The following is a 26,034-nucleotide window of genomic DNA, read 5'->3' on the forward strand; positions in this document are numbered from 1 at the left end:
GCTGACACGACGCATGAGTCTGAAAAGCATGGACCTGTCGGGAAGTCTATTTTAGAAAACTCTGACGACGCAGCCCGCGACCGGCTATGGCTGCGTCTGTTTCAGGGAGGAATGATGAGCACCGAGGCAGTTTCCACGCAGTTTTCGCAGGATCATCCGTTATGGCAGCCAGATGCGCAGCGCATCGCAGCCAGCACGCTGGAGCAATTTCGCATTCGCGCTGAACAGCGCACCGGCCTTGATCTGTCGGATTATGCGGCATTGCATCGTTGGTCGGTGGAAGATCGCGCGGGATTCTGGACGCTCATCTGGGATTTCTGTGGCGTTATCGGTGAGCGCGGCCAAACGGCTCTTGTCGACAAGGGACACATGCGCGAGGCGAAATTCTTCCCCGAAGCGCGTCTCAATTTCGCAGAGAATCTTCTCCGTCAGCAGGGGCATGAAGACGCCATTGTGTTTCGCGGCGAGGACAAGGTCGAGCGCCGCCTGAGCTGGAATGATCTTCACGCGCTGGTTTCAAAGCTCCAGCAATTCATGCTGTCGGAAGGTGTTGAACCCGGCGACCGCGTTGCGGGCATGATGCCCAATATGCCGGAAGCGGTTGCGCTAATGCTGGCTGCAAGCTCCATCGGTGCCGTCTGGTCGTCGTGTTCGCCGGATTTCGGCGTGCAGGGCGTGCTCGACCGTTTCGGCCAGATCGAGCCAAAACTGTTCTTTGCCTGCGATGGCTATTGGTACAATGGCAAACGCATCGACGTGGCCGACAAGGTTGCGCAGGTCACGGCAAAGCTGCCGGGACTGCGAAAGTCAGTGATCGTGTCCTATCTGGACGAAGCGGAAGCCGTCGCGCAGAAAGCCGAAAAGGGCATTGCGCTTGACGAAGCACTGAGCGCCTTTGCCGCCAAACCGGTGGAATTCACACGTCTGCCTTTCGATCACCCGATCTATATTCTGTTTTCTTCCGGCACGACCGGCATTCCAAAATGTATCGTGCACCGCGCCGGTGGGGTGCTGCTGCAGCATCTGAAGGAACAGCAGCTCCATGCGGATATCCGCGAGGGCGACAAGTTCTTCTATTTCACCACATGCGGCTGGATGATGTGGAACTGGCTTGCCTCAGGCATCGGTTCAGGAGCCACATTGCTGCTCTATGACGGTTCACCTTTCTATCCCGATGGCAATGTGCTGTTCGACTATGCCGCTGCCGAAGGCATGACCTATTTCGGCACGTCGGCGAAATTTATCGACGCCGTGTTGAAAGCCGGTCTGAAGCCGGGTGAAACACACGATCTTTCGGCACTGCGTACAGTATCGTCCACCGGCTCGCCCTTGTCGCCGGAGGGGTTTGCCTTCGTTTATGACGCGATCAAGCCGGATGTGCATCTTGCATCCATTTCTGGCGGAACGGATATCGTGTCCTGCTTCGTGCTGGGCGTGCCGACGGAACCTGTTTGGCTGGGCGAAATTCAGGGCGCGGGACTCGGCATGGCGGTCGATGTCTGGAACGATGACGGTCAGCCGGTGCGCATGCAGAAAGGCGAACTGGTCTGCACGAAGGCGTTTCCATGCATGCCGCTGCAATTCTGGAACGATCCGGACGGTGCGAAATATCAGGCAGCCTATTTCGAGCGCTTCGACAATATCTGGTGTCACGGCGATTTTGCCGAATGGACCGAGCATGACGGCATCGTCATCCATGGTCGTTCGGACGCAACGCTGAACCCCGGCGGCGTGCGTATCGGCACGGCGGAAATCTATAATCAGGTCGAGCAGATGCCGGAGATCGCCGAGGCGCTCTGCATCGGTCAGGACTGGGACAAGGATGTCCGGGTTGTGCTCTTCGTGCGGCTTGCCCAAGGTGTGACGCTTGATGACGATCTGAAGGCGCGGATCAAGACCAAGATCCGCACCGGCGCGACACCGCGCCATGTTCCGGCAAAGATCGTTGCGGTTGCGGATATTCCGCGCACCAAATCTGGCAAGATCGTCGAGCTTGCCGTTCGCGATATCGTGCATGGTCGCGACGTGAAAAACCGCGAGGCGCTGGCCAATCCGGAAGCACTCGAGCTTTATCGCGACATTGCCGAGCTTCAAGAGGATTGATCTGATCAACCTCCAACTGCTTGGAATTGCCGGATAACATGCGCAATAAAATTGCGTTATCCGGCAATAAATAGCCACAGAACGCCGCGTAAAGCCATTGCCTATTTGGCCGCCACGGGACACTCTGACCGGATATGGAGCATTTCCAGCAAAAGTGCGTAGCGGTTTTGCGCAGGACAATGCGTCATAAAAATATCTGTCTTTCGAAAGGCGGATACCGGGCAGAACTTGTGGAGGACGAGTATGTTTGCTTCGGGCATGAATTTCGGTCTTGGCGAGGAGATCGAAGCCCTTCGTGATACTGTGCGCCGTTTCGCTGAAAGCCGCATTGCGCCGCTTGCCGCCGAAACCGACCGCAATAACGCATTTCCCATGCATCTGTGGCGTGAACTGGGTGAGCTGGGCGTGCTCGGCATCACCGCGCCGGAAGAATATGGCGGCGCGGGTCTGGGTTATCTTGCCCATTGCGTGGCCATGGAAGAGATCAGCCGCGCTTCGGCCTCGATTGGCCTCAGCTACGGGGCCCATTCCAATCTCTGCGTCAATCAGCTCAAGCGCAACGGTTCGCCCGAACAGCGCGCGAAATATCTCCCAAAGCTCATTTCCGGCGAACATGTCGGCGCGCTCGCCATGTCTGAGCCGGGGGCCGGTTCCGACGTTGTTTCGATGAAGCTTCGCGCCGAAAAGCGGGGCGACAGATATGTGCTGAACGGCAACAAAATGTGGATCACCAATGGCCCGGATGCGGATGTGCTGGTGGTCTATGCCAAGACCGATCCGGCGGCTGGCTCGCGCGGGATGAGCGCCTTCATCGTAGAAAAAGGCTTTGCAGGTTTTTCGACCGCGCAAAAGCTCGACAAGCTCGGCATGCGCGGCTCCAACACCTGCGAGCTGGTGTTCGAAAATTGCGAAGTTCCAGCTGAAAATCTGCTGGGCGAGGTCGGCAAGGGCGTCAATGTGCTGATGTCCGGTCTCGACTATGAGCGCGTGGTGCTGGCGGGCGGTCCGCTCGGCATCATGGCGGCCTGTCTCGATGTCGTGGTGCCATATGTGCATGAGCGCAAGCAGTTCGATCAGCCGATTGGCGAGTTCCAGTTGATGCAGGGCAAGCTTGCCGACATGTATGTGATCTTCAACGCCTCGCGTGCTTATACTTATGCCGTGGCGGCGGCCTGCGACCGGGGCGAGACGACGCGCAAGGATGCGGCTGGCTGCATTCTCTATACGGCGGAAAATGCGACCCAGATGGCGTTGCAGGCAATCCAGTCGCTGGGCGGTAACGGCTATATCAATGATTATCCGACCGGGCGTCTGCTGCGCGACGCCAAGCTTTACGAAATCGGTGCAGGCACTTCGGAAATCCGGCGTATGCTGATCGGACGGGAATTGTTTCAGGAGACCCGTTAATGCCGGTTCTGAAATCCGAGATATCGACGCGCGGCACTACCTATCAGGCCAACCGCAAAGCCATGCTTGAGGCCATCGAGATCGTGGCCGAGGCGTCTCGCCTTGCCATTGATGGCGGCGGTGAGAAAGCGCGCGAACGTCACGTTTCTCGCGGCAAGCTGCTTCCCCGTGATCGCGTTGCGCAATTGCTGGATCCGGGATCGCCATTTCTGGAAGTCGGATTGACGGCGGGGCACGGCATGTATGGCGGCGCGGCTCCGTCCGGCGGCATCATCACCGGCATCGGGCGCGTTTCGGGCCGCGAATGTATGATCGTCTGCAACGATGCGACGGTGAAGGGTGGCACCTATTATCCCGTGACCGTGAAAAAGCATCTGCGGGCGCAGGAGATCGCGGGCGAGAATCGCTTGCCTTGTATCTATCTGGTTGATTCCGGCGGGGCCAATCTTCCCAATCAGGACGAGGTATTCCCGGATCGCGACCATTTCGGGCGCATCTTTTATAATCAGGCGCAGATGTCGGCAGCGGGCATTCCGCAGGTCGCGGTGGTCATGGGGTCATGCACCGCAGGCGGCGCTTATGTGCCTGCCATGAGCGACGAGACGGTGATCGTGCGCAATCAGGGCACGATCTTTCTGGCAGGTCCGCCACTTGTCAAGGCCGCAACCGGCGAAGTGGTGACGGCGGAAGATCTCGGCGGCGGCGACGTGCATACAAGGCTCTCCGGCGTGGCCGATCATCTGGCCAATGACGACGCCCATGCCTTGCAGATCGCGCGCGCCATCGCGGCCAATCTCAACAGTGAAAAATGCTCCTTTATCCCCAAGGGCGAGGGTGCTGCTCCGCTTTACGATCCGGAAGAGCTGCTCGGCGTGGTTTCTGCCGATACGCGCATTCCCTATGATGTGCGCGAAGTGATCGCGCGGTTGGTCGATGGCTCGGATTTCGATGAGTTCAAGGCGCGATACGGCGCTACGCTGGTTTGCGGCTTTGCCAGCATTTACGGCATGCCGGTCGGGATTATCGCCAATAATGGCGTGCTGTTTTCCGAAGCGGCCACCAAGGGCGCGCATTTCATCGAGCTTTGCTGCCAGCGCAATATTCCGCTGGTGTTTCTGCAAAATATCACCGGCTTCATGGTCGGGCGCAAATATGAGGCCGAAGGCATCGCCAAGCACGGCGCCAAGCTGGTGACGGCGGTGGCGACGGCCAATGTGCCGAAGCTCACCATGCTGATTGGCGCATCCTATGGCGCGGGCAATTACGGCATGGCGGGGCGGGCCTATTCGCCGCGCTTCCTGTGGACCTGGCCGAACAGCCGCATTGCGGTGATGGGCGGTGAACAGGCGGCGGGCGTGCTGGCAACCGTCAAGCGCGACGGGATCGAACGCACCGGCGGAACATGGTCGGCGGAAGAGGAAGCGGAGTTTAAGCGCCCGACACTCGAAATGTTCGAGCGCCAGAGCCACCCGCTTTATGCCTCTGCGCGACTTTGGGACGATGGTGTCATCGATCCGCGCAAGTGCCGCGAAGTGCTGGGACTGTCGCTTTCCGCAATGCTGAACGCGCCGGTCGAGCCGACGCGTTTCGGCTTGTTCAGAATGTAGGGAGGTAATCAGATGTTTGGGAAAATACTGATTGCCAATCGCGGGGAAATTGCCTGCCGGGTCATGCGCACGGCGCGTGAATTCGGTATCGCCACTGTGGCGATCTATTCGGATGCGGACGCCAATGCGCTGCATGTGGAAATGGCCGACGAGGCCGTCCGCGTCGGCCCGGCGCTTTCGGCGCAAAGCTATCTCAATATTGAGGCGATCATCAAAGCCGCACTGGAAACCGGTGCCGAGGCAATTCATCCGGGCTATGGCTTTCTCTCGGAAAATGCCGGATTTGTCGACGCCGTCGAGGCGGCGGGTCTCACCTTCATAGGCCCATCGGCGAAAGCCATCCGCGCCATGGGGCTGAAGGATGCCGCCAAGGCGTTGATGGAAAAGGCCGGTGTGCCGGTCGTTCCGGGCTATCACGGCGACAATCAGGATGGCGCTTTCCTTAAAAGTGAGGCGGACCGGATCGGTTATCCCGTGCTGATCAAGGCACGCGCAGGCGGCGGCGGCAAGGGCATGCGTCGTGTCGATCAGGCGGCGGATTTTGCGGCGGCGCTGGACAGTGCGCGTCGCGAGGCCGAAGCGTCGTTCGGTGACAGCGCCGTGCTGGTGGAAAAATACATGACCAAGCCGCGCCATATCGAGGTGCAGGTTTTTGGCGATAATCACGGCAATGCGGTGCATCTTTTCGAGCGCGATTGTTCGCTGCAACGTCGCCACCAGAAGGTGATCGAAGAAGCGCCAGCGCCCGGCATGACGCCGGACATGCGCGCTGCCATGGGTGAAGCGGCGGTGAAGGCAGCCTTGGCCATCGGCTATTCCGGCGCAGGCACGGTGGAATTCATTGCCGATGTGTCAGAAGGGCTGCGACCGGACCGGTTCTTCTTCATGGAAATGAACACGCGCTTGCAGGTGGAACATCCGGTGACGGAGGCGATCACCGGTCTCGATCTGGTCGAGTGGCAATTGCGCGTTGCGTCGGGCGAAACCTTGCCGAAGCGGCAGGATGAGCTTGCCATCCATGGCTGGGCCTTCGAGGCTCGTCTTTATGCCGAGGACCCGGCCCGTGACTTTCTGCCTGCGACTGGCAAGCTTGCACTCTTCGCTCCGCCGGAACAGGCGCGCACCGATTCCGGCGTGCGGTCTGGCGATACGATCACACCGTTCTACGATCCGATGATCGCTAAGATCATCGTCCATGGCCGTAATCGCGACGAAGCGCTGAACCGGCTGGATGCGGCGCTAAGCAAAACCCGCATTGCCGGTCTTGTCACCAATCGCCAGTTTTTGTCGGCGCTCTGCAAGCTGGATGCTTTTCGCAGCGGCGATGTCGATACCGGGCTGATTGCGCGGGAAGCGGGGCATTTGTTTGCCCAAGAGCCGCCTTCGGAAATCACTTTTGCACTGGCGGCATTGACGGCGCTCGACCTTCTTGATGCGCCGTTGCACGATGATCCATGGTCGAGTCTGCGCGGCTTTCGTCTGTGGGGCGATGCATCGCGGTCGGTCACGCTGGATCATCAGGGTGATCGCCGGGCGATCCGCTTCACGATCAATGAACAAGGGCATTTCGGCTTCGACTTCGGCCTGGTCGAAATCCGCAATCACGAAAACGGTGTGGTTCGGTTCAACCTGGATGGCCGCGTGTCGCAAGCATCCGCTGTTCGGATCGGGCAGGATGTGACCGTGCAGTTCGACGGACGCGACACCATATTTCATCATGTGCTGTCTGCCGGGGCGGAAGATGATCTCGCCACCGAAAGCCGCATTCTGGCGCCGATGCCGGGGCTGGTTCGGCTTGTATCCGCCGTGGAGGGGGCAAGCGTCGCCAAAGGCGATCCGCTGGTGACGATGGAGGCGATGAAGATGGAACTGTCACTGACCGCGCCGCGCGACGGCAAGGTTGCGACGGTGACGGTCGCAGCAGGCGATCAGATCAATGAAGGCGCGCTGCTTGTCGAATTGGAGGAAGAACATGGCTGACCATGTCGAAATCGTTGAAATGGCGGCACGTGACGGGCTGCAAAATGAGAAGCGCTTTGTGCCGACGGCTGACAAGATCGCGCTGATCGACCGCCTGTCCGGTTGCGGTTATGCCCGCATCGAGGCGACGAGTTTCGTCAGCCCGAAATGGGTGCCGCAACTGGCCGATGCGGCAGAGGTGATGGCGGGCATTCGTCGCGCCGACAGTGTGCGCTATTCGGTGCTCGTACCGAACATGAAGGGCTATGAGGCCGCGGCAGCAGCCAATGTCGATGAAGTCGCGGTTTTCATTTCCGCTTCGGAAGGCTTTTCGAAAGCCAATATCAACTGCACGATTGCCGAGAGCACTGAACGTCTGTCGCCGGTTATCGGTGCTGCGATCAATGACGGCCTGGCCATTCGCGGCTATGTCAGCTGCGTCGTCGAATGCCCCTATGACGGGCCGACCGCGCCGCAGGCCGTTGCCGATGTCACCGAGCAACTCTTCTCGCTCGGTTGCCATGAGGTGAGCCTTGGCGACACGATTGGGCGCGGTACGCCGGACAAGGTCGCGGCCATGCTGGATGCGGTGCTGGCCATTGCGCCTGCGCATAGTCTGGCGGGCCATTATCACGACACGGGCGGTCGTGCGCTCGACAATATCCGTGTCAGTCTGGAAAAGGGCTTGCGGGTTTTCGATGCGTCGGTCGGCGGTCTGGGTGGATGCCCGTTTGCGCCGGGCGCCAAGGGCAATGTCGATACCGTTTCCGTTGTCGAAATGCTGCATGAAATGGGTTTTGAAACCGGGCTTGATCTGGATAAGCTGCGGTCGGCGGCATTGTTCGCGCAGGCACTGCGTCAGGATAAAGCTGCATGAGCGATTTTGAGACCATCGGTGTTTCAATTGACGCACGCGGCGTTGCAACGCTGACGCTGAACCGGCCTGAGCAGCATAATGTGCTGTCCGGCCTGATGATCGATGAACTGACCACCGCGACGCTGCACCTCACCGATAATGCGGCGGTCAGGATTGTTGTTCTGACCGGCGCAGGCAAAAGCTTTTGTGCGGGCGGCGATCTGGGCTGGATGCGGGCGCAGGTAAATGCCAGTCGCGCGCAACGGATTGAAGAAGCGCGCAAGCTCGCTTTGATGCTGAAGGCGCTCCGCGATCTGCCAAAGCCGCTGATCGGGCGCGTCAACGGTCAGGCCTATGGCGGCGGTATCGGCCTTATCAGCGTTTGTGATGCCGCCATCGGCGTCGCTGGCGCGCGCTTCGGGTTGACCGAGACAAAGCTCGGCCTGATACCTGCAACCATCAGCCCCTATGTCGTGGCGCGCATCGGGCAGGCGAATGCCCTGCGCACATTTACCTCTGCCAGATTGTTCGACACGCAGGAGGCAATGCGCATCGGCCTGCTGCATGATGTAGTCGAACCCGAACAGCTGGACGCGACAGTGGAAGCGGAAATCAAACCGTATTTTTCCACCGCACCGGCAGCGGTTGCGGCGTCGAAACGGCTCGTTCACGCGCTGGTCGCGCCGATTGACGAAGCCGTCATCGATATGACGCTGACCCGTCTTGCAGACACTTGGGAAACACCGGAGGCCGCGGAAGGGATCGCGGCCTTTTTTGCGAAACAATCACCATCATGGAAGGGAGGGAACGCATAAAAGGGAGGAGCCGATTTTCGTTGTAATTGTGGGTACTTGGCCCCTTGCAATCGAAAGCCGGAAATGCATTCTTAGCACATCACGAAAGCGGCTCCCGTTTTGGAGCAGTTTTCCGAAACCGCCGAGGCTGTTTTGGATAATATTATGGCTCCAGTCCCTTTTTGGGTGCGGTGCGGCGCGCTTTTGGATCGACCCTTTGAAATCGTAAGATGAAACAAAAGGGAGGGCCCGGTCATTCGCCAGCTTATCAGCGTGGAGAATTGGCCGGATGGGTTGCCATCATGGGTTAGATGAGGGCGCGTCCCCGGACGGCGCCCCACCAAAGGAGAAAAAGAATGAACCTGAAACTTCTGTCCAGCGTAGCTTTCGCAGCTACACTCGGTTTTGCCAGCGCCGCTTATGCGGACATCACCATTGGCGTTGTTGCACCGCTGACGGGTCCGGTTGCCGCTTTCGGCGATCAGGTGAAGAAGGGCGCAGAAACCGCTGCCGAAGTCATCAACAAGGCTGGCGGCATCAAGGGCGAGAAAATCGTTCTGAAGTTCGCCGACGATGCCGGTGAGCCGAAGCAGGGCGTTTCCGCCGCCAACCAGATTGTCGGCGACGGCATCAAGTTTGTTGTTGGTCCTGTCACGACCGGCGTTGCCATTCCAGTATCCGACGTTTTCTCGGAAAACGGCGTTCTGATGGTCACCCCGACCGCTACCGGCCCGGACCTGACCGCACGCAAGCTGGAAAACGTGTTCCGCACCTGCGGCCGTGACGACCAGCAGGCTGAAGTCATGGCTGATTTTGTCCTGAAGACCATGAAGGACAAGAAGGTCGCCGTGATCCACGACAAGGGCGCTTACGGCAAGGGTCTGGCCGACGCTTTCAAGGCTGCGATCAACAAGGGCGGCATTACGGAAGTTCATTACGACTCCGTCACGCCGGGCGACAAGGATTTCAGCGCACTGGTTACCAAGCTGAAGTCGGCAGGCGCAGAAGTCGTTTACTTCGGCGGCTACCATGCTGAAGGCGGTCTGCTGTCGCGTCAGCTGCATGACGCTGGCATGCAGGCACTGGTTCTCGGCGGAGAAGGCCTGTCCAACACCGAATATTGGGCAATCGGCGGCACCAACGCGCAGGGCACGCTGTTCACCAACGCCAAGGACGCCACGAAGAACCCGGCTTCCAAGGACGCTATCGAAGCGCTTAAGGCCAAGGGCATTCCGGCTGAAGCCTTCACCATGAACGCCTATGCTGCTGTTGAAGTCATCAAGGCTGGCATCGAAAGCGCCGGTTCGGCTGATGATTCGGCTGCCGTTGCCAAGGCTCTCCATGACGGCAAGCCGATCGAAACCGCAATCGGCACGCTGACCTATGGCGAAAACGGCGACCTTAGCTCGCCGAGCTTCGACATCTTCAAGTGGGATGACGGCAAGATCGTCGGCCTCGAATAAGACTTTATCGAGCAAATAAGAAAACGCCGGGCTTGTCCCGGCGTTTTTGTATTCAGAATCTGGTTAAACGGCGAACCGTCAGGAATCGGGAAATCCGAGCGCCGGTTCCAGCTCTTCGAAAGTGTCTTCCATCGCGTGGGTTGGGCTACCCGGAAAACCGAAATGCCCATAGGCAATCGACATCTGCTGTTCCGCCTTGCGTTCACCGCCCTTGGAGACGGCTGCTATATAAAGCGCCGCAGCAAGACCTGTGCGATCCGAACCTGACTTGCAATGAATGAGGATCGGCTTTTCTGCACTCTGCATCAGCGCAATCAATTCCCGCGCGCGCTGGGGCGTCAGTCGTTTGCTGGCCGACATTTCAAAATCAACATGCTGGATGCCAAGAGCATCGGAGGTTTCGACTTCCTTGTCGTACCAGGGAGAGCCGGTTTCGGGGCCGCGCAGATTGATGATGGTCTTGATACCATAGGCCTTTTGCAGCGCCGCAATTCGCGCCGGATCGGGCTGATTTGAGCGGTAGGCCTGTCCCGGCACTATCGTGTGGACATTGCCGTTATACTGGATCGTATAGAGATAACCGCCCAACAGACTTGCGCTCGCCAAAGCAGCGAGGCCACCAAGTTTGGTGCTGTTGAACGACCAACGGGCGTATGTTTTGAAAAAAGTCATGTGAACGCTTTAAAAGAGTTATATGAAATAAATACCATCGCCAGTTTTTGCTTGGATTTGTCGAAACATAGAGTAAGAATGAGACTTATTCTTGTTCGGTCTGACTATATTCTGACCGTTTTTAAAGCGTGCATTTCATAATTCATATTGGGCGACGGCGATAAGTCGTCAGGGGTAAATATTAGCGTCAGTTGCGTGGTGTCGGTCAAAGTTGCGTAAGGTTTCCGTGGCTTAAGCCTCGGTTAACCATAAGTGTCTAGTCTGAAATCATGATGAGCTGGGGCAGATAGCGGAGCAGGTTTATGCAGCGCTACAGATTTGACGATAAAATGATTCTGACGGAAGCGATTGTCGAGCTTCTCAACCGTGGTGTTGAGCGCGATGATCTTGATCTGGTCTTGAGCCGGATTGGTCCGGTCGATCTCGACTTGATGCATCAGTGTCTGGTCGAGGTTTGGAACTATAATCATCCGGAATATGCCGAAACGGCGATGGCGGCCTGATATCACGCGGCTTGCCTCGGCAGGTGATTTTCTACCTGATGGTAGAAATCTCCGGGATGTCACAAACTTGAAACGGAGAGGGCCTATATCTACCTCCGTATCGGGAATTCACTTGGGAAGACGACCGCGGATGAACCGGCGTCAACTCAGGTGAAAGCGGAAGGTCGGGTTCATCCCGGCCTTTTTCGTTTTTGAGCATTCTTGTCGTTGGCCTTTTTGCTTTTCCGTCCGGTGCAAACTGGCGTAAGAAACACTGTTTCCAAACAACGGTGAACCTCATGATACGCCACATCGTTCTTATCAAGTTCAAGCCGGAACTCGACGGCGCAGCCATTGATCAGGCGCTGGCTTCGGTCGTTGCTCTCAAGGGCAAGATCGACGGCATCATTTCTGTCGCGGCTGGCACCAACAACAGCCCCGAAGGGCTGGAAAAAGGCCTTCGCCACGGCTTTGTGGTGGATTTTACTGATGCTGCGGCACGCGATGCCTATCTCCCGCATCCAGAACACGTGAAGGTTGGCACAGGTCTCGTCGAAGCTGCCGAAGGCGGTCTTGATGGCATTCTGGTCTTCGATTACGAAATCTAATACTGCTTGTTACAGCCCGGCATTACGAAGAATGCAACTGTAGTGCTGAGCGATCTACAACAATAGACCGCCCACGCCCATGCGGGACAGGTCTGTTGAGCTGAGGTCCATGCCTGCCATCAGGCGGTCGAGCACCCAGTCGAGGCTGTTTTCCCGCATGCTGCGGGCGGACCCGGGCGCGGCGACGATATATTTTTCGTCGCGCTTTCCCAACACAAGCAGATTGCCGGGGTCGACCGGCATGCCAACGCGCAAAATTTGTCCGCCACTTTGCAGGATCGAGCGCGGCACGATGTCGGTGGCGTCGGCAACTGCCGATGCACTGAAAATCACGAGGATATCGCAGCTGTTGCTCAGGTCCGCTATGGCGTCGCCAAGCGCTTCCGTCTCGTGGGCGACGCGCTTTTCGGCGATCAATGTGCCGCCGTTGCGCGCCGCGCGTTTTTCCATCAGCTCACGCGTCTTGTCGAGTACGGTCTCGCGGATCGAGGGGAGGCGCGACTGGATCAGGCCGATACGCAGCGGACGAAACGCCTTGACCTCCATCGCCCGGTCTCCAAGGAGCAAAGGGCATATGTCGTCGATCAGACTTTTCGGTACGGCAAAGGGAATGATCTTGACGGTCGCGACCATCTGGCCGGCTTCCACACGCATATGATTGCGGATGGTCGCAAGAGAAATGCGCGCATCATGCGCATTGACGGCGTCGATCCGGGACGCATCGACGCAAAAGACACCATCTTCACTGGCGAACAGGTTGATCCGTCCGGTGGTCGCTGCGCCGGTACGGATCGTGCAGGAGGCGAGTGTGGCCCCGATTGCCTGTGCGGCTTCGTCTTCGCCGATATCGCCCGGTTCGAAACGGGCAGCGAGAACGCTTGTGAGACCCGCTTGTTGCAAGGCTGCGCAATAATCGCTGTTCAGCACCGTCCCCTTGCGCAGGACGAGCGCACCTGCCGTTACCGCATAGGCGAGTACGGCGCCTTCGGCTTCATCGAGCGGCAAGTCTGCGAAAATCATGGGGCCCCTTTCTCACTATCCAGATTGTCTTAGTCGGGGCTTGGCGACTTCACAATGTTGTTTGTTGTCTCGCCGCAGGGTGGAAAAGCCGGGTTTTATCCATTGGTCGTACTTGCACGCGGGGAGAAGAGCGGTTAATTCACCGCCGCGTCGGTGCTGCAGGGGTTCCATTCCCCGCGATCAGACGCTTGCGGAGATGCCTGTTTCCGCCAATTGGAGTCCGTTTTGCGGGGTTTTGACCGCGACATTACGATCCAGCACAAATCTCGCCAGACAGGTGACAAACGGAATTATTCGATATAACGGTACTTTTGGAATTTTCAGAATTTACCGAAAACTGAAAAACGACATACGTGCCGGATTTGACGCTTGCGACATGATGAACCTCTGCGGTTCCTCTGTCAGGGCAGCCTGGAAGGGATTTCAGGTTCAAAACCACACTGACGACGAAATCGCTCTGGTGCGATCTGAAGAACTGAGACGCCTGACCGCAATCATCCGCGGCAGCGGGTTTCAGATTTTCAGATCGCATCGGTGCAGGATGGAAAGACAAATGAAACTCGGCACCCCTCGGACGATCGCTTCGTTCGCCGTACTGGCCCTGACTGCGTTTCTTGCCGGCTGCGAGAACCAGGTTCTTCTTTCTCCAAAGGGAGAGGTCGGCGTGGCAGAACGCGATCTCATCCTTTTTGCGACCGGCCTCATGCTGCTCGTCGTGCTGCCCGTCATCTTCATGACGCTGTTCTTCGCCTGGAAGTACCGCGCCACGAATGAAAAGGCGGATTACCAGCCCGACTGGCACCACTCGACGAAGATCGAACTGGGCGTCTGGCTCGTCCCTCTGGCGATCATCGTGGTTCTCGGCTCGGTTACCTGGATCAGCACGCATAAGCTTGATCCGTACCGCCCGCTGGAATCCAGCGTGAAGCCGATCAATGTCGAAGTGGTCGCGCTCGACTGGAAATGGCTTTTCATCTATCCCGATCTGGGCGTCGCCAGCGTCAATGAAATGGCCATGCCCGTCGATGTTCCGGTCAACTTCAAGCTGACCTCCAGCAACATCATGAACTCCTTCTTCATTCCGGCCTTGGGCAGCATGGTCTACACCATGCCGAGCATGCAGACGAAGCTGCATCTCGTCGCCAACCATGAAGGCGAGTTCGACGGTATTTCCGCCAATTACAGCGGTCAGGGCTTTGCCCAGATGCGCTTCAAGGCGCATTCCTACAATCAGGCCGACTTCGACAAATGGGTTGCCGACGTGAAGGCCAAGGGCGAAGAACTGGGCCGTGATCGCTATGCATCGCTGGTTCAGCCGAGCGAAAAGCATGCGGTGCAATTCTTCACCTATAATGACCAGACGCTGTTCCACGACATCGTGAACCGCTGCTGGGACGGCAAGTCCGTCTGCATGGATGACGAAATGCACCGTCAGCAGATGATCCGCGAAGCACGCGCAAACCTGCGCAAGTCTTCGCCTGTCGATTTCAGCCAGTGGGCGAGCGACATCATCTGTGCAGTCGCGCCGCAGCGTCTGTCGCAGCTCGAAAACTGATCTGCCTTTGCGCCGTGATCTCGCCTGAGGTCGCGGCCATTCGCATTCAATCTTTTGTTTCACGCGGTTCCGGAATGAAAGCCGTCACTGGCTTTACCGGAATTGCTCCAATCGAAGCGTGATAAAAATGTTCGGAAAACTTACGCTGGAAGCGATCCCGTACCACGAGCCGATCATCATGGTCACATTGACCGCGGTGGCTGGCGGTGCGCTCGCTATTCTGGCAGCCATCACCTACTACGGAAAATGGGTCCCGCTCTGGAAAGACTGGCTGACGTCGGTCGATCACAAGCGTATCGGCATCATGTACATCATTCTGGCTTTCGTGATGCTGTTCCGCGGCTTCTCGGACGCCGTGATGATGCGTGCGCAGCAGGCTCTTGCCTCGGGCGCGAATGAAGGCTTTCTCCCGCCGCATCACTACGACCAGGTCTTCACTGCTCATGGCGTGATCATGATCTTCTTCGTGGCGATGCCTTTCGTCGTCGGTCTGATGAACTTTGCTGTTCCGCTTCAGATCGGTGCACGCGACGTTGCTTTCCCGTACCTCAACTCGCTGAGCTTCTGGCTCACGGTCGCCGGTGCGGTTCTGATCAACCTCTCGCTCGGTATCGGCGAATTCGCCAAGACCGGCTGGCTTGCTTATCCGCCGCTGTCCGGCAAGGAATTCAGCCCGGATGTCGGCGTGGATTACTATATCTGGGCCTTGCAGATTTCCGGTATGGGTACGCTGCTTTCCGGCGTCAACCTGATCACCACGATCATCAAGATGCGCGCGCCCGGCATGGGCATGATGCAGGTTCCGGTCTTCACCTGGACCGCGCTCTGCTCGAACGTGCTGATCGTCGCGGCCTTCCCGATCCTCACCGTCACGCTGGCCCTGCTTTCGCTGGACCGTTATCTGGATTTCCACTTCTTCACCAATGATGCTGGTGGCAATCCGATGATGTATGTGAACCTGATCTGGATCTGGGGTCACCCGGAAGTCTACATCCTCATCCTGCCTGCTTTCGGTGTCTTTTCCGAAATCATCGCGACCTTCTCCGGCAAGCGTCTCTTCGGCTACAAGTCGATGGTCTACGCAACCGTTGCCATCACGGTCCTGTCGTTCCTCGTCTGGGTGCACCACTTCTTCACCATGGGTGGCGGTGCCAACGTCAATGCCTTCTTCGGCGTGGCGACGATGATCATCTCGATCCCGACAGGGGCGAAGGTCTTCAACTGGCTGTTCACGATGTATAAGGGCCGCGTCCGCATGGAAACGCCGGTTCTGTGGACCATCGGCTTCATGTGCACCTTCGTGGTTGGCGGTATGACGGGCGTTCTGCTTGCTGTTCCGCCTGCGGATTTCGTGCTGCACAACTCGGTGTTCCTGATCGCCCACTTCCACAATGTGATCATCTCGGGCGTGCTGTTCGGCTGCTTCGCCGGTCTCGTCTACTGGTGGCCGAAGGCTTTCGGCTTCAAGCTGAACGAACGTCTGGGCCGCAACGCGTTCTGGTGCTGGCTGGTCGGCTTCATCATGGCCTTCATGCCGCTCTACGTACTCGGCCTGATGGGCATGACCCGTCGTCTGAACCACACCGAAAATCCGGCATGGCACATCTATCTGATCATCGCCGCCGTCGGCGTTGCCATCATCATGTGCGGTATCGTGTTCCAGGTTCTGCAGATCGCCGTTTCGATCCGTGACCGCGAAAAGCTGCGCGACAACAATGGCGACAGCTGGGGTACGGGCCGTACGCTGGAATGGTCGCTGGCTTCGCCGCCTGCATTCTACAACTTCGCTGAAGTGCCGCATGTCCGCGATCACGACAGCTGGTGGGATATGAAGCAGAACGGTTATGTGCGCCGCACGGAAAAGTTCGCCCGCATTCACATGCCGAAGAACACCGGTACCGGCTTCATCATCGGTATCATGACCATTCCGCTTGGTTTCGCTCTGATCTGGCATATCTGGTGGCTGGCGATTGCTTCTGCCGTGGGTGTGCTGGCCGTTGCGATCTTCCACTCGTTCAACAATGACAGAGACTATTACGTCTCGGCCGAAGAAGTGCAGAGCGTCGAAGACCTTCGCACCCGGCAACTGACGGCTCAGGAGGCTTGATCCATGAGCGCTAGCATTTCAACTGCTGGTCCATTCAAGGGCGGCAACGAGCATCCTGCTCACGAGGACCATCACGATGCAGGGTCGACCACGCTGGTCGGCTTCTGGATCTACCTGATGAGCGACTGCGTCCTGTTCTCGGGCCTGTTTGCAACCTACGCCGTTCTGGCGCACCAGTTCGCGGGCGGCCCGACCGGCCGTGAACTCTTCGATCTGCAGTTTGTGTTGACTGAAACCATGCTGCTGCTGGTGTCGTCGCTGACCTACGGTCTGGCGACGCTCTCCATGTACAAGAAGAACCGTGCAGGCGTGCTGTTCTGGCTGGGCGTAACGTTCCTGCTGGGCGCTGCGTTCCTCGTGATGGAAGTCTATGAATTCCATCACCTGATCCTCGAAGATGCCGGTCCGAGCCGCAGCGCGTTCCTTTCGGCCTTCTTTGCGCTGGTCGGAACCCACGGTCTTCACATCACGTCCGGCCTGATCTGGATTCTGGTGCTTTCCGCCCAGCTTCTGCGTGACGGTCTGACGGAAAAGAACCAGACGCGCGTGATGTGCCTTAGCCTCTTCTGGCACTTCCTGGACATCATCTGGATTGGCGTCTTTACCCTTGTCTATCTGCTGGGTGTACTGTGATGAGTTCTGCACACGAAACACACGATCATGCCGCGCATGGCAGCCTGAAGTCCTATCTGATCGGCTTCGTGCTGGCGGTTATTCTCACCGTCGTTCCATTCCTTCTGGCGATGAACGGCTATTTCACGCCTGCCACGACTGCGGCCGTTGTTCTCGGCATCGCAGTCGTCCAGATTCTGGTGCATCTGGTTTACTTCCTGCACCTCGATCCGAAGTCGGAAGGTGGCTGGAATATTCTGGCGCTCATCTTCACGGTCATCATTCTGGCCATCGTGCTTGCAGGCTCCATCTGGGTCATGCATCACCTCGATACCAATATGATGCCGATGTACATGTCGCCTGATGATGTGCGCAACCTGCCTTAAATAGTTCGCGCCTGGCGGGGTTGGTCTTTGACATGTCCCCGCTGAGCTACCGTTTCTCCCGTGCGCCGGACCTTGGTCCGCGCACGGTTTGAATCGCGGCTTTATCCTCCCTCTCTCCCCCCAAAGCCGCGTGGCGCTCCGGTTCCCTCCGGAGCGCCTTCCTTTTTTAAAACCTCTTCAAATTTTGCATTTTCCAGCGCGAGCTATGTGTCTCTTGCGACCAAGCGTTGCGTAAAGCTGTGGTAACGTTAACACTCCTTTGACTGAATCCGTTCATATCTAGAGACTAATCTTTAGGTTGTTGCTTGGCCCCCCGGCCTCCCTATGGTAATCCCTAAATCGTCCTGGGTGGGGAATAAACGGGACGCTGCCAGGCGACCGCAAAGACAGGAACCGGACAGTAGCGCGTATGATTTGGAGTAACAGGACGATACAGGGAAAAGGCATCGCCATGCTTTTGCTGGCGGCTCATTTTTCCTCCTTTACAGTGTCGCCCGCTTTGGCGTTTGAGCTTTTTGGCGTCCGTCTTTGGGGCGAAGACAAGAAAACCGATCCAGATATCATCGATCCGAAGACCTATGAGGTCGAGGTTGCCACAACCGGTAATCGCAAAAATGCGGATGGCACCGAAGCCGATCTGAAATCAGTCGTCGAAGGTGCATCCGGTCTGGTTACAGATGCGGACAAGCCCGCGTCGGGTTCTGCTGGTCTGCTTGCCAAGGCGCGCGGTGATTATCGGCGTATTCTGGCGGCCCTTTATGGCGAAGGCCGCTATGGTGGCACGATCTCGATTCTGGTCGATGGCCGCGAAGCGAACGATATTCCGCCGGATGCCGATATTCCCAACAATGCGAAAGTGGCGATCTCGGTCGATCCGGGTCCGCAATTCCTGTTTTCGCGCACCGCCATTTCCAATATCGCCCCGCCTGCCACGGACAAGCGCGATATCGTGCAATCGCCCGAGGATGCAGGTTTTGCGCCCGGTAAGGTGGCGCGGTCTGGGACAATCATCAAGGCCGAGCGTCTTGCCGTAGAGGCATGGCGGCAGCAAGGCTATCCCAAGGCGCGGGTGACCGGCGAGGATGTGGTCGCCGACCATGATGGCAATACGGTTGCCGCCGATGTTTCGCTCGATCCGGGCCGCAAGGCGCATTACGGTCCGGTCAGCGTGGTTGGCACCGCACGTATGGACCCGCAATTCGTCGCCTGGATGACGGGACTGACACCCGATAAGGAATATGACCCCGACGACATCGAAAAGGCCAAGAAGCGTCTTGGCCGCATGGAAGTGTTCCGTGCGATGAGTTTCGAGGAAGCGGAAACCATTGAGCCGGACGGCAGCCTGCCGATGACGCTCAATGTGCAGGAGCGTAAGCCCCGCCGTTTCGGCTTCGGTGCGGAATATTCGACCATCGACGGCTTTGGTGTCACCGGCTACTGGATGCACCGCAATCTGTTCGGCAAGGGCGAAAACCTGCGTTTCGACGCCAAGGTCAGCGGTATCGGCGGGTCGCAGGATAATTCGTTCAGCCCGCAAAACTATTCCTATCTTCTTGGCGGTACGTTCAAGAAGCCGGGCGTTTATACGCCTGATACGGATTTCGTTTTGTCGCTTGATGCCAAGCGCGAAGTGCTGGACGCCTATACCGAGACGTCGATCAACGGCAAGACCGGTTTCACGCAGATATTCAGCGATGAACTGTCGGGCGCGATCTATGCCAAGGCAAGTCAGGGCCGCTACACGGATTATCCTTTCGGTCCCCGCGACTTCACGACTGCGGGTCTGGAAGGCAGTGTGCTTTACGACAGCCGCAACAACAAACCGGACCCGAGTTCGGGTTTTTATCTGGAAGGCAATATCCAGCCCTTCTACGAATTCCATTATGGCAATTTCGCCACCCGCTTCACCGCAGAAGGCCGCACCTATTACGGCATCGGCGCAAAGGATCGCGTGGTTCTGGCGGGGCGCGTGAAGGTGGGGTCGATCGTTGGCGCTTCCATCGAAGACCTGCCGCCGAGCCTGTCGTTCCTTGCGGGCGGTGGTGGCTCGGTGCGCGGCTATGCTTATCGCAATATCGGCGTCGATGCCGGAAACGGCAACATTGTCGGCGGTCGGTCGCTGGTGGAGGCTTCGGGCGAAGTGCGCACCCGCATTACCGATTCCATCGGTGCAGTCGCCTTTGTCGATGCGGGTTATGTCGGCGAAAAATCGTTCCCGGATTTCTCCGAACAAATGCGCGTGGGTGCGGGTGGCGGTCTGCGCTATCTGACCGGCCTCGGGCCGATCCGCCTCGACGTCGCCATACCGCTTAACCGCCGCTCGGGTGATCCGAGCTATGCATTCTACGTGGGCATAGGACAGGCGTTTTGACCAGATTTATCGCAGTTTTCCTTTTCCTGATTCTCGCCGCTGTGGCCGCCGTGCTGGCCATACCAGGCGCATGGGTTACGCTTGTCGGCGTGGATACGCAGACCACGGCATCGATTGTCGCGCCCGCACAGGCGCAGGATCAGAGCCAGAGCACGCAGCAGGCCGAAGCGTCTGAAAGCAACGAAGAGCAAAAGTCCTATTTCCTGTCTTTCGTTGAAAGCCAGCTCTCCGCGCCGAACCGCCGCATTTCACTGTCGGGCATCAGCGGTGTTCTGTCGTCGGAAGCTTCCATCGGCTCGATCACCATTGCCGACCGTGAAGGCGTCTGGCTGCGCATTGAAAATGCAAAGCTGAACTGGAGCCGCACCGCGTTGCTGCTCGGTCGCCTCAGCATCCAGTCACTGAGCGCGGAACGGATCGATATCGCCCGCAAACCGCTGCCGGACAACAGCCTGCCGTCGCCGGAATCGTCAAGCTTCAGCCTGCCCGAACTGCCGATTTCCATCAGTCTCGATCAGCTCGACGTGGCGCGCCTGCATTTCGGACCGGAGATTTTCGGCCTCGAATCGGAAGTCTCTGCAACCGGCAGTCTTTCGCTTGCCGACGGCTCGCTCAATTCGACCTTCGACATCAAGCGCCTTGACGGCCCGGGCGGCAGTTTTGCCCTGCGCGCGGCCTATGCCAATGCCGATCAGAAGGTCGATCTTGATCTGAAAGTTGCCGAACCGGCCAATGGCATCGTGGCCAACCTGCTCAATATTGATGGCCGCCCGCCCGTTGATCTCACTTTGACGGGCGCTGGCCCGCTCGATGAATTGAAGGTGGATCTGGCGCTCGACACCAATGGCAGCCGCACGCTGACCGGCGCATTCACGCTCAACCGTCAGGGCGAAGCGCCCAATGGCGGACGTGTTTTTGCCGCCCGTTTCAATGGGCCGATTGCTGTTCTGGTGCCGCCGGTTTTCCGCGACTTCTTCGGTGCTGAAACCGTGCTTTCCGCCGATGGCTTCCTGAAGGATGCGGGCGGGTTCCGTCTTGACGATCTGGCGCTGACAAGCGCCGCATTGAAGCTGAAGGCCGCTGCCGAATCCGGCAATGATCATTTTCTGAACAAGCTCAGCATCGACGCGTCGATTGCCGATGAAAGCAAAGGCCGCGTCCTGCTGCCGGTCAAGGGCGCCGAAACCTATATCGACAATGCGCGGTTTCAGGTTTCCTACGGCGACCGTCCGACCAATGACTGGACGGGCAAGCTCGCCGTCAATGGCTTGAAGAATGCAACCATTTCCGCCTCCAGCGTAGCGCTGGATATGGGCGGCGTTGCCGAAAACCTTAACGATGCCGCAAACCGCCACATCACTTTCAAGGTGACTGGCGGCATGGATGGCATTTCGTCACCGCGCGCGGAATTGGCCGAAGCATTGGGCACCAAGATTGCGCTTCTCATCGATGGCGGCTGGCGCGCCGGTTCTCCAGTGGAGCTTGCACAGGCCAATATCGAAGGCAACGGGCTCAGCCTCGATCTCAAGGGCAATATTGACGACTTCGTCTTCAATGGCGATATCGCCGCCAAGGTCGCAAGCCTTGCGCCGTTCGGCGCGTTGGCTGACAAGGAACTGGCTGGCAGTATCGACGTCAAGGCCAAGGGTACGGTTCGTCCGATCAGCGGCGCATTCTATCTCGACCTTGACGGCACGGCGCAGAACATGCGCACGGGCACTGAGGCGATCGATAATATTCTCGACGGCGAAGTGCGTCTGGCTGGTGCAGTCGGTCGTAGCGCCGAAGGTTTCTCTGCCCGTGACTTCCGGATCGGCAATGCGCTGACCGAAATCACGGCCAATGGCTCTTTCGCATCGGACAAGGCGAATTTTGATTTCGGCGTGATGCTGTCCGATCTGAAGCTGGTTTCGAAACAGGCCTCCGGTCGCATGACGATCAAGGGCAGTGCGCGCGGCGACGACAAGTTGATCGCGCTTGCGCTGCGCGCCGATGCGCCGCAGGGCACACTGGCTGGCCGCAAGCTTGCCGATGCGGGTCTTGATTTCAACGCCATGCTCGACGGCAACGCCACCACGGGCGCAGCTTTGTCGGGCAAACTGGCGGGCAATGCCTTCCTCAACGGTGAGCGCATCGAACTTGGCACGCTGATCGACATCGTCAATGACGAGAAGCGCCTGACCAATCTCCTGTTCAATGCTGGCGGGGCGCATCTCTCCGGCAATGTCACGCAGACTCCTAAGGGCTTGCTCAATGGCGCGCTGAAGCTCGACGCGCCGGATATCTCCACTGCCGCCGCGCTGTTTCTTGCTGAAGCAACCGGTGCTGCCAATGCCGATATAGCGCTGCAAGCCGATGGCGACCGTCAGAATGCGACCGTCTCTGCCGACGCCAAGAGCGTGAAGGTCAATGGCAACCATATTGCGTCTGCCAATATTGCGCTGACCGCGCAGGATCTGTTTGGCGTGCCGGTCGTGGACGGTAATGCTGCCGCGCGCGATATCATGGTGGGAACATTCGGCATCGACACTTTTGACGCCAAGGCCAATGCTACCGGCACCAAGACCGATTTCAGCGCCAATACGAAGCTCAAGATCGGCACGGTGGCCAATGCCGCCGGTTCGCTTGAGCCGAAAGATGGCGGTTTTGAGCTGGGCCTCGCATCCGCTGATGTAACGCAGGGCGCACTGCGCGCCAATCTGGCTGCGCCGGCAAATATCGTCATGAAGGGCAGCGAGATTTCCTTTGGCGATATCGTCATCAACACCGGCGCCAATGGCACCGAAGGTCAGGTCAAGCTCAACGGCTCTGTCGATGAAAAGCTTGATCTGTCGGTGGCGCTGTCCAATCTACCGCTGGCGCTTGCCAACACCTTCAAGCCGGACCTCGGCCTTGGCGGCACTGTCAACGGCACGGCGCGTCTGACTGGCTCCCGCGAAGCGCCCAATGTCGCTTTCGATATGACGGCGCGTGGCGTGACAGCAGCGGAACTCAAGAAACAGGGCATTGCCGCGCTGAATGCCGACGCCAAGGGCACCTCTGCCAATGACCGGCTCAACATCGACGCCCGGGTCACCGGGGGTGCAGCAAGCGGCAATGGTATCGACGTCACAGCGAAAGGCGGCGTGCCGCTCGGCAAGGGCGATCTTGCTGTCGACGTGACGCTGGCCAATCTGCCGCTCGGTATTCTCAACGGCGCTGTCAAGGGGCAGGACCTCGCAGGTAACGTCACCGGCACGGCGCGCGTGACAGGCCCGCTGACCAATCCTGCCGCGACCTTCAATCTCAAGGGCTCCGGTCTTGCTGCCAAGCCGCTGCGCGACAACGGCCTTGCCCCGCTCAGCTTGCAGGCAGCAGGCAGCTATGCCGCCAAGGCAGTCGATATCTCATCGCTGACGGTGGACGGTCCGCAAGGCCTCAATGTCACGGCGAGCGGCAAGGTGCCGTTCTCCGGTCAGGGGCTCGGCGTTAACGTCAACGGCAACATCCCGCTGGCGCTTGCCAATCGCTTCCTGGCGGATCGCGGTGCGCAGGCCAGTGGTACACTGACGCTGACCGCAAGTGTTTCCGGTGGTTTCGATCGTCCGCAATTGCGCGGCATGTTCTCCACCAGCAGCGCGACTTTCATCGATCCAGAAACCAATGTCCGTGTGAATAACATCAACATCATGGGCAGCATGGACGGCGAAACCATCACGCTGCGGCAGGTCAATGCTGCATTTGGCAGCGGCGGTTCCGTGTCGGCAAGCGGCACGATCTCCACCAATGCGGCGGCGAATTTCCCAGCTGATATCAATATCAAGCTCGACCGCGCACGTTATGCCGATGGCAAGCTGGTCGTCGCAACGGTCAATGGCGGCATTACGATCACAGGACCGCTGGCGGGCGATATGCTGATCGGCGGCCGCATCGATGTGGAACGTGCGGAAATCTCGGTTCCTGAAAATCTCGGCGGCGGCGCAACCTATGTGCCCGTCGAGCACAAGAATACGCCGAAGAATGTCGCGAAGACGCTGGAACGCGCCAAGGTCGAAACCCGCAAGGGCAAGGCCAAGTCGGTGGCGCGGACAAATTCCGCCGGACCGCGCCTCGATGTCGTCGTTAATGCGCCGAACCAGATATTCGTACGCGGTCGTGGTCTCGATACGGAACTGGGCGGTCGCGTGCGGCTCACCGGACCGGTCAGCGATATCAAGCCAGTCGGTTCCTTTGACCTGATCCGTGGTCGTATTGGCATTCTCGGCCAGCGCATCACCTTCGATGAAGGCCATGTCACGCTGGTCGGCGATCTCAATCCGCAGCTCAATTTCGTGGCCAGTTCGGAAGGCAATGAAATCACAGCTATCGTAACGGTCACGGGTACGGTCGATAATCTCAACATCGTCTTCTCCTCGTCGCCCGAACTGCCGCAGGATGAAGTGCTGGCGCAGCTGATCTTCAAGCGCTCCATCAGCGAATTGTCGGCATTCCAGATCGCACAGCTCGCGGCGGCTGCAGCGGAACTTGCTGGCGGTCCCGGCGGGAATTCGCTTATGAACAAGCTGCGTGCCGGAACCGGGCTGGACGATCTTGACGTCGTGACCGACAGCAACGGACAGACTGCCGTTCGCGCCGGGCGCTATATCCGCGACAATATCTATCTCGGTGTGGAAGCGGGTTCTGGCGGCTCGACCAAGGGAACCGTCAATCTCGATATCACGCGAAACCTCAAAGCGAAGGGTGCGCTTGGTGCAGAGGGCGATTCCAGCGGCGGTATCTTCTACGAAAAAGACTACTGATCGTTCTCATGATTTGACTGAAAAGCCGGGCGTTTCGTCCGGTTTTTTCTTTTCAAATGCTGCATCCCTCGGTTGAAATTTCGCGCTTGTGCTATTCTTTTCTAAGTATCGAAGCGCTTAGTTTAACGGTTCCTCAACCATAAGACTGCAAATTACGGTTAATACCGAGCGGCATGATGCCTGCTCCCTGTCACCTGTGTTTTGGGCGTTTTGCATGTCAAAGTTGAGTGATGATCTGAGCCGCCGCCGTTTTCTGCTTGGCACCGGGGCCGTCGTTCTGAGTGGTGTTGCAGGCTGCTCGCAGACGATGGACATGTCTGCCTTCCAGGTAGATACGATGTCGACGGGCGGCATCTCGCCGATGCGTCCGCAGATCAGTGTCGACCGCGCCATCACGACGCCGGATGTCATGTATGCATCTGTGCAGGAGGGGCCCTATGCGCTGCCTGCCATTCCTTATGACAAAGTGCCGAAGCAATTCCGCCGCCAGATCGTACCGGATCCGACCGGTCAGGCGCCGGGCACCATCGTCGTCAGCCTGAAAGACCATTACCTCTATTATGTTCTGCCGGGCGGCGAAGCGCTACGCTATGGCGTCGGCATCGGCAAGGCGGGCTTTGAATGGCAGGGCCGCGCCAATGTGCAATACAAGAAGCAGTGGCCGCGCTGGACGCCGCCACCGGAAATGATCCAGCGCAAGCCGGAACTCGAAAAATACCGCAATGGTCAGGAGCCGGGTCCGCAGAACCCGCTCGGCGCACGCGCGCTTTATATTTTCCAGAATGGTCGCGACACCGGCTATCGTATCCATGGCTCGCCGGAATGGTGGTCCATCGGACAGTCCATGTCGTCCGGCTGTATCCGCCTGATGAATCAGGACATTATCGACCTGTATAATCGCGTACAGGGGCAGGCGCCGATTGTCGTCGGCTAACCGGCCCGTCGAGATATATGCTTAAACAAAAGGCCGTCAGAGACGGCCTTTTTTGTATTCTATTCGTAGCGGACTGACTTTGGCATTGCTTCGCCAAGCCTGACGAAATGACGGAACTCGGCGCGCAATGTGTCGGCAGAAGCCATATGAATCTGCTTCTGTGGCGCGAAGTCGTTTTGCGCAATCTGGGTGGATACGCCCGGCATGACAAATGCTGCTGCGGTCAGTACGAGGGCAGCGGCAATGCCGAGGCGTCGTTCGGTTCTGGCCTGCATTTCTATCTCCTTGCGCCGCGTCGCGACGACTTAAAAATCAGAATC

At 58.2% G+C, this 26,034-nt stretch carries 19 protein-coding genes; 16 read left to right on the plus strand and 3 right to left on the minus strand.

Annotated features, from left to right (window positions below):
- Positions 1–114 precede the first annotated feature (114 nt).
- The 7 genes from FHW03_RS01780 to FHW03_RS01810 all read left to right on the plus strand — a co-directional run bounded on the left by FHW03_RS01780 (position 115) and on the right by FHW03_RS01810 (position 10,189).
- Positions 115–2,103, plus strand: a complete 1,989-nt coding sequence (locus tag FHW03_RS01780; protein ID WP_182519412.1) for an acetoacetate--CoA ligase — start codon at positions 115–117, stop codon at positions 2,101–2,103.
- Between the two features lie 258 nt (positions 2,104–2,361).
- Positions 2,362–3,510, plus strand: coding sequence for an isovaleryl-CoA dehydrogenase (locus tag FHW03_RS01785; protein ID WP_182519413.1), 1,149 nt, complete (start codon positions 2,362–2,364; stop codon positions 3,508–3,510).
- The gene (locus tag FHW03_RS01790) at positions 3,510–5,117 is read left to right on the plus strand and encodes a carboxyl transferase domain-containing protein (protein WP_182519089.1); all 1,608 of its coding nucleotides are present in this window, start codon (positions 3,510–3,512) and stop codon (positions 5,115–5,117) included. Before FHW03_RS01785 ends, FHW03_RS01790 begins: the two co-directional genes overlap by 1 nt.
- A 12-nt stretch (positions 5,118–5,129) precedes the next feature.
- A complete protein-coding gene (locus FHW03_RS01795; protein WP_182519090.1) occupies positions 5,130–7,097 on the plus strand; it encodes an acetyl/propionyl/methylcrotonyl-CoA carboxylase subunit alpha in 1,968 nt (655 codons plus the stop codon).
- On the plus strand, positions 7,090–7,953 hold the full coding sequence (locus tag FHW03_RS01800) for a hydroxymethylglutaryl-CoA lyase (RefSeq protein ID WP_182519091.1): 864 nt from the start codon (positions 7,090–7,092) through the stop codon (positions 7,951–7,953). The genes FHW03_RS01795 and FHW03_RS01800 overlap by 8 nt, the downstream gene beginning before the upstream one ends.
- Positions 7,950–8,747 (plus strand): crotonase/enoyl-CoA hydratase family protein, encoded by a 798-nt coding sequence (locus FHW03_RS01805; RefSeq protein ID WP_182519092.1) that lies wholly within the window; start codon positions 7,950–7,952, stop codon positions 8,745–8,747. The genes FHW03_RS01800 and FHW03_RS01805 overlap by 4 nt, the downstream gene beginning before the upstream one ends.
- 335 nt (positions 8,748–9,082) lie before the next feature.
- Positions 9,083–10,189 (plus strand): branched-chain amino acid ABC transporter substrate-binding protein, encoded by a 1,107-nt coding sequence (locus tag FHW03_RS01810; RefSeq protein ID WP_078337790.1) that lies wholly within the window; start codon positions 9,083–9,085, stop codon positions 10,187–10,189.
- 78 nt (positions 10,190–10,267) lie between these two features.
- Here the strand turns inward: FHW03_RS01810 and FHW03_RS01815 are convergent, their stop codons facing one another.
- The gene (locus tag FHW03_RS01815; RefSeq protein WP_182519093.1) at positions 10,268–10,861 is read right to left on the minus strand and encodes a dual specificity protein phosphatase family protein; all 594 of its coding nucleotides are present in this window, start codon (positions 10,859–10,861) and stop codon (positions 10,268–10,270) included.
- A 302-nt stretch (positions 10,862–11,163) separates the two neighbouring features.
- Between FHW03_RS01815 and FHW03_RS01820 the strand changes: the two genes are divergently transcribed.
- A complete protein-coding gene (locus FHW03_RS01820; protein ID WP_182519094.1) occupies positions 11,164–11,364 on the plus strand; it encodes a hypothetical protein in 201 nt (66 codons plus the stop codon).
- A gap of 278 nt (positions 11,365–11,642) precedes the next feature.
- A complete protein-coding gene (locus FHW03_RS01825) occupies positions 11,643–11,951 on the plus strand; it encodes a Dabb family protein (protein WP_182519095.1) in 309 nt (102 codons plus the stop codon).
- 54 nt (positions 11,952–12,005) lie between these two features.
- Here the strand turns inward: FHW03_RS01825 and FHW03_RS01830 are convergent, their stop codons facing one another.
- The gene (locus tag FHW03_RS01830; RefSeq protein ID WP_182519096.1) at positions 12,006–12,971 is read right to left on the minus strand and encodes a molybdopterin-binding protein; all 966 of its coding nucleotides are present in this window, start codon (positions 12,969–12,971) and stop codon (positions 12,006–12,008) included.
- A gap of 553 nt (positions 12,972–13,524) precedes the next feature.
- Between FHW03_RS01830 and cyoA the strand changes: the two genes are divergently transcribed.
- From cyoA to FHW03_RS01865, 7 genes are all read left to right on the plus strand, one after another.
- Positions 13,525–14,526 carry a ubiquinol oxidase subunit II gene (cyoA, locus tag FHW03_RS01835; protein ID WP_182519097.1) on the plus strand — a complete coding sequence of 334 codons (1,002 nt, stop codon included), beginning with the start codon at positions 13,525–13,527 and terminating at the stop codon, positions 14,524–14,526.
- Between the two features lie 127 nt (positions 14,527–14,653).
- The gene (gene cyoB, locus FHW03_RS01840) at positions 14,654–16,633 is read left to right on the plus strand and encodes a cytochrome o ubiquinol oxidase subunit I (protein ID WP_182519098.1); all 1,980 of its coding nucleotides are present in this window, start codon (positions 14,654–14,656) and stop codon (positions 16,631–16,633) included.
- A gap of 3 nt (positions 16,634–16,636) precedes the next feature.
- Positions 16,637–17,266 (plus strand): cytochrome o ubiquinol oxidase subunit III, encoded by a 630-nt coding sequence (cyoC, locus tag FHW03_RS01845; RefSeq protein WP_078337796.1) that lies wholly within the window; start codon positions 16,637–16,639, stop codon positions 17,264–17,266.
- Positions 17,266–17,631, plus strand: coding sequence for a cytochrome o ubiquinol oxidase subunit IV (gene cyoD, locus FHW03_RS01850; protein ID WP_138783976.1), 366 nt, complete (start codon positions 17,266–17,268; stop codon positions 17,629–17,631). The genes cyoC and cyoD overlap by 1 nt, the downstream gene beginning before the upstream one ends.
- Positions 17,632–18,082: 451 nt before the next feature.
- Positions 18,083–20,002 carry an autotransporter assembly complex family protein gene (locus FHW03_RS01855; RefSeq protein ID WP_182519099.1) on the plus strand — a complete coding sequence of 640 codons (1,920 nt, stop codon included), beginning with the start codon at positions 18,083–18,085 and terminating at the stop codon, positions 20,000–20,002.
- Positions 20,003–20,091: 89 nt separating this feature from the next.
- Entirely contained in the window at positions 20,092–24,780 is a 4,689-nt protein-coding gene (locus tag FHW03_RS01860) for a translocation/assembly module TamB domain-containing protein (protein ID WP_377514040.1), read from the plus strand.
- Between the two features lie 214 nt (positions 24,781–24,994).
- Positions 24,995–25,714 carry a L,D-transpeptidase gene (locus FHW03_RS01865; protein ID WP_078337800.1) on the plus strand — a complete coding sequence of 240 codons (720 nt, stop codon included), beginning with the start codon at positions 24,995–24,997 and terminating at the stop codon, positions 25,712–25,714.
- 59 nt (positions 25,715–25,773) lie between these two features.
- Here the strand turns inward: FHW03_RS01865 and FHW03_RS01870 are convergent, their stop codons facing one another.
- Positions 25,774–25,989 carry a hypothetical protein gene (locus tag FHW03_RS01870; protein ID WP_182519100.1) on the minus strand — a complete coding sequence of 72 codons (216 nt, stop codon included), beginning with the start codon at positions 25,987–25,989 and terminating at the stop codon, positions 25,774–25,776.
- Positions 25,990–26,034: the final 45 nt, after the last annotated feature.

The sequence above is a fragment of the Ochrobactrum sp. RH2CCR150 genome (genome assembly GCA_014138095.1).
GTDB classification, from domain to species: domain Bacteria; phylum Pseudomonadota; class Alphaproteobacteria; order Rhizobiales; family Rhizobiaceae; genus Brucella; species Brucella gambitense.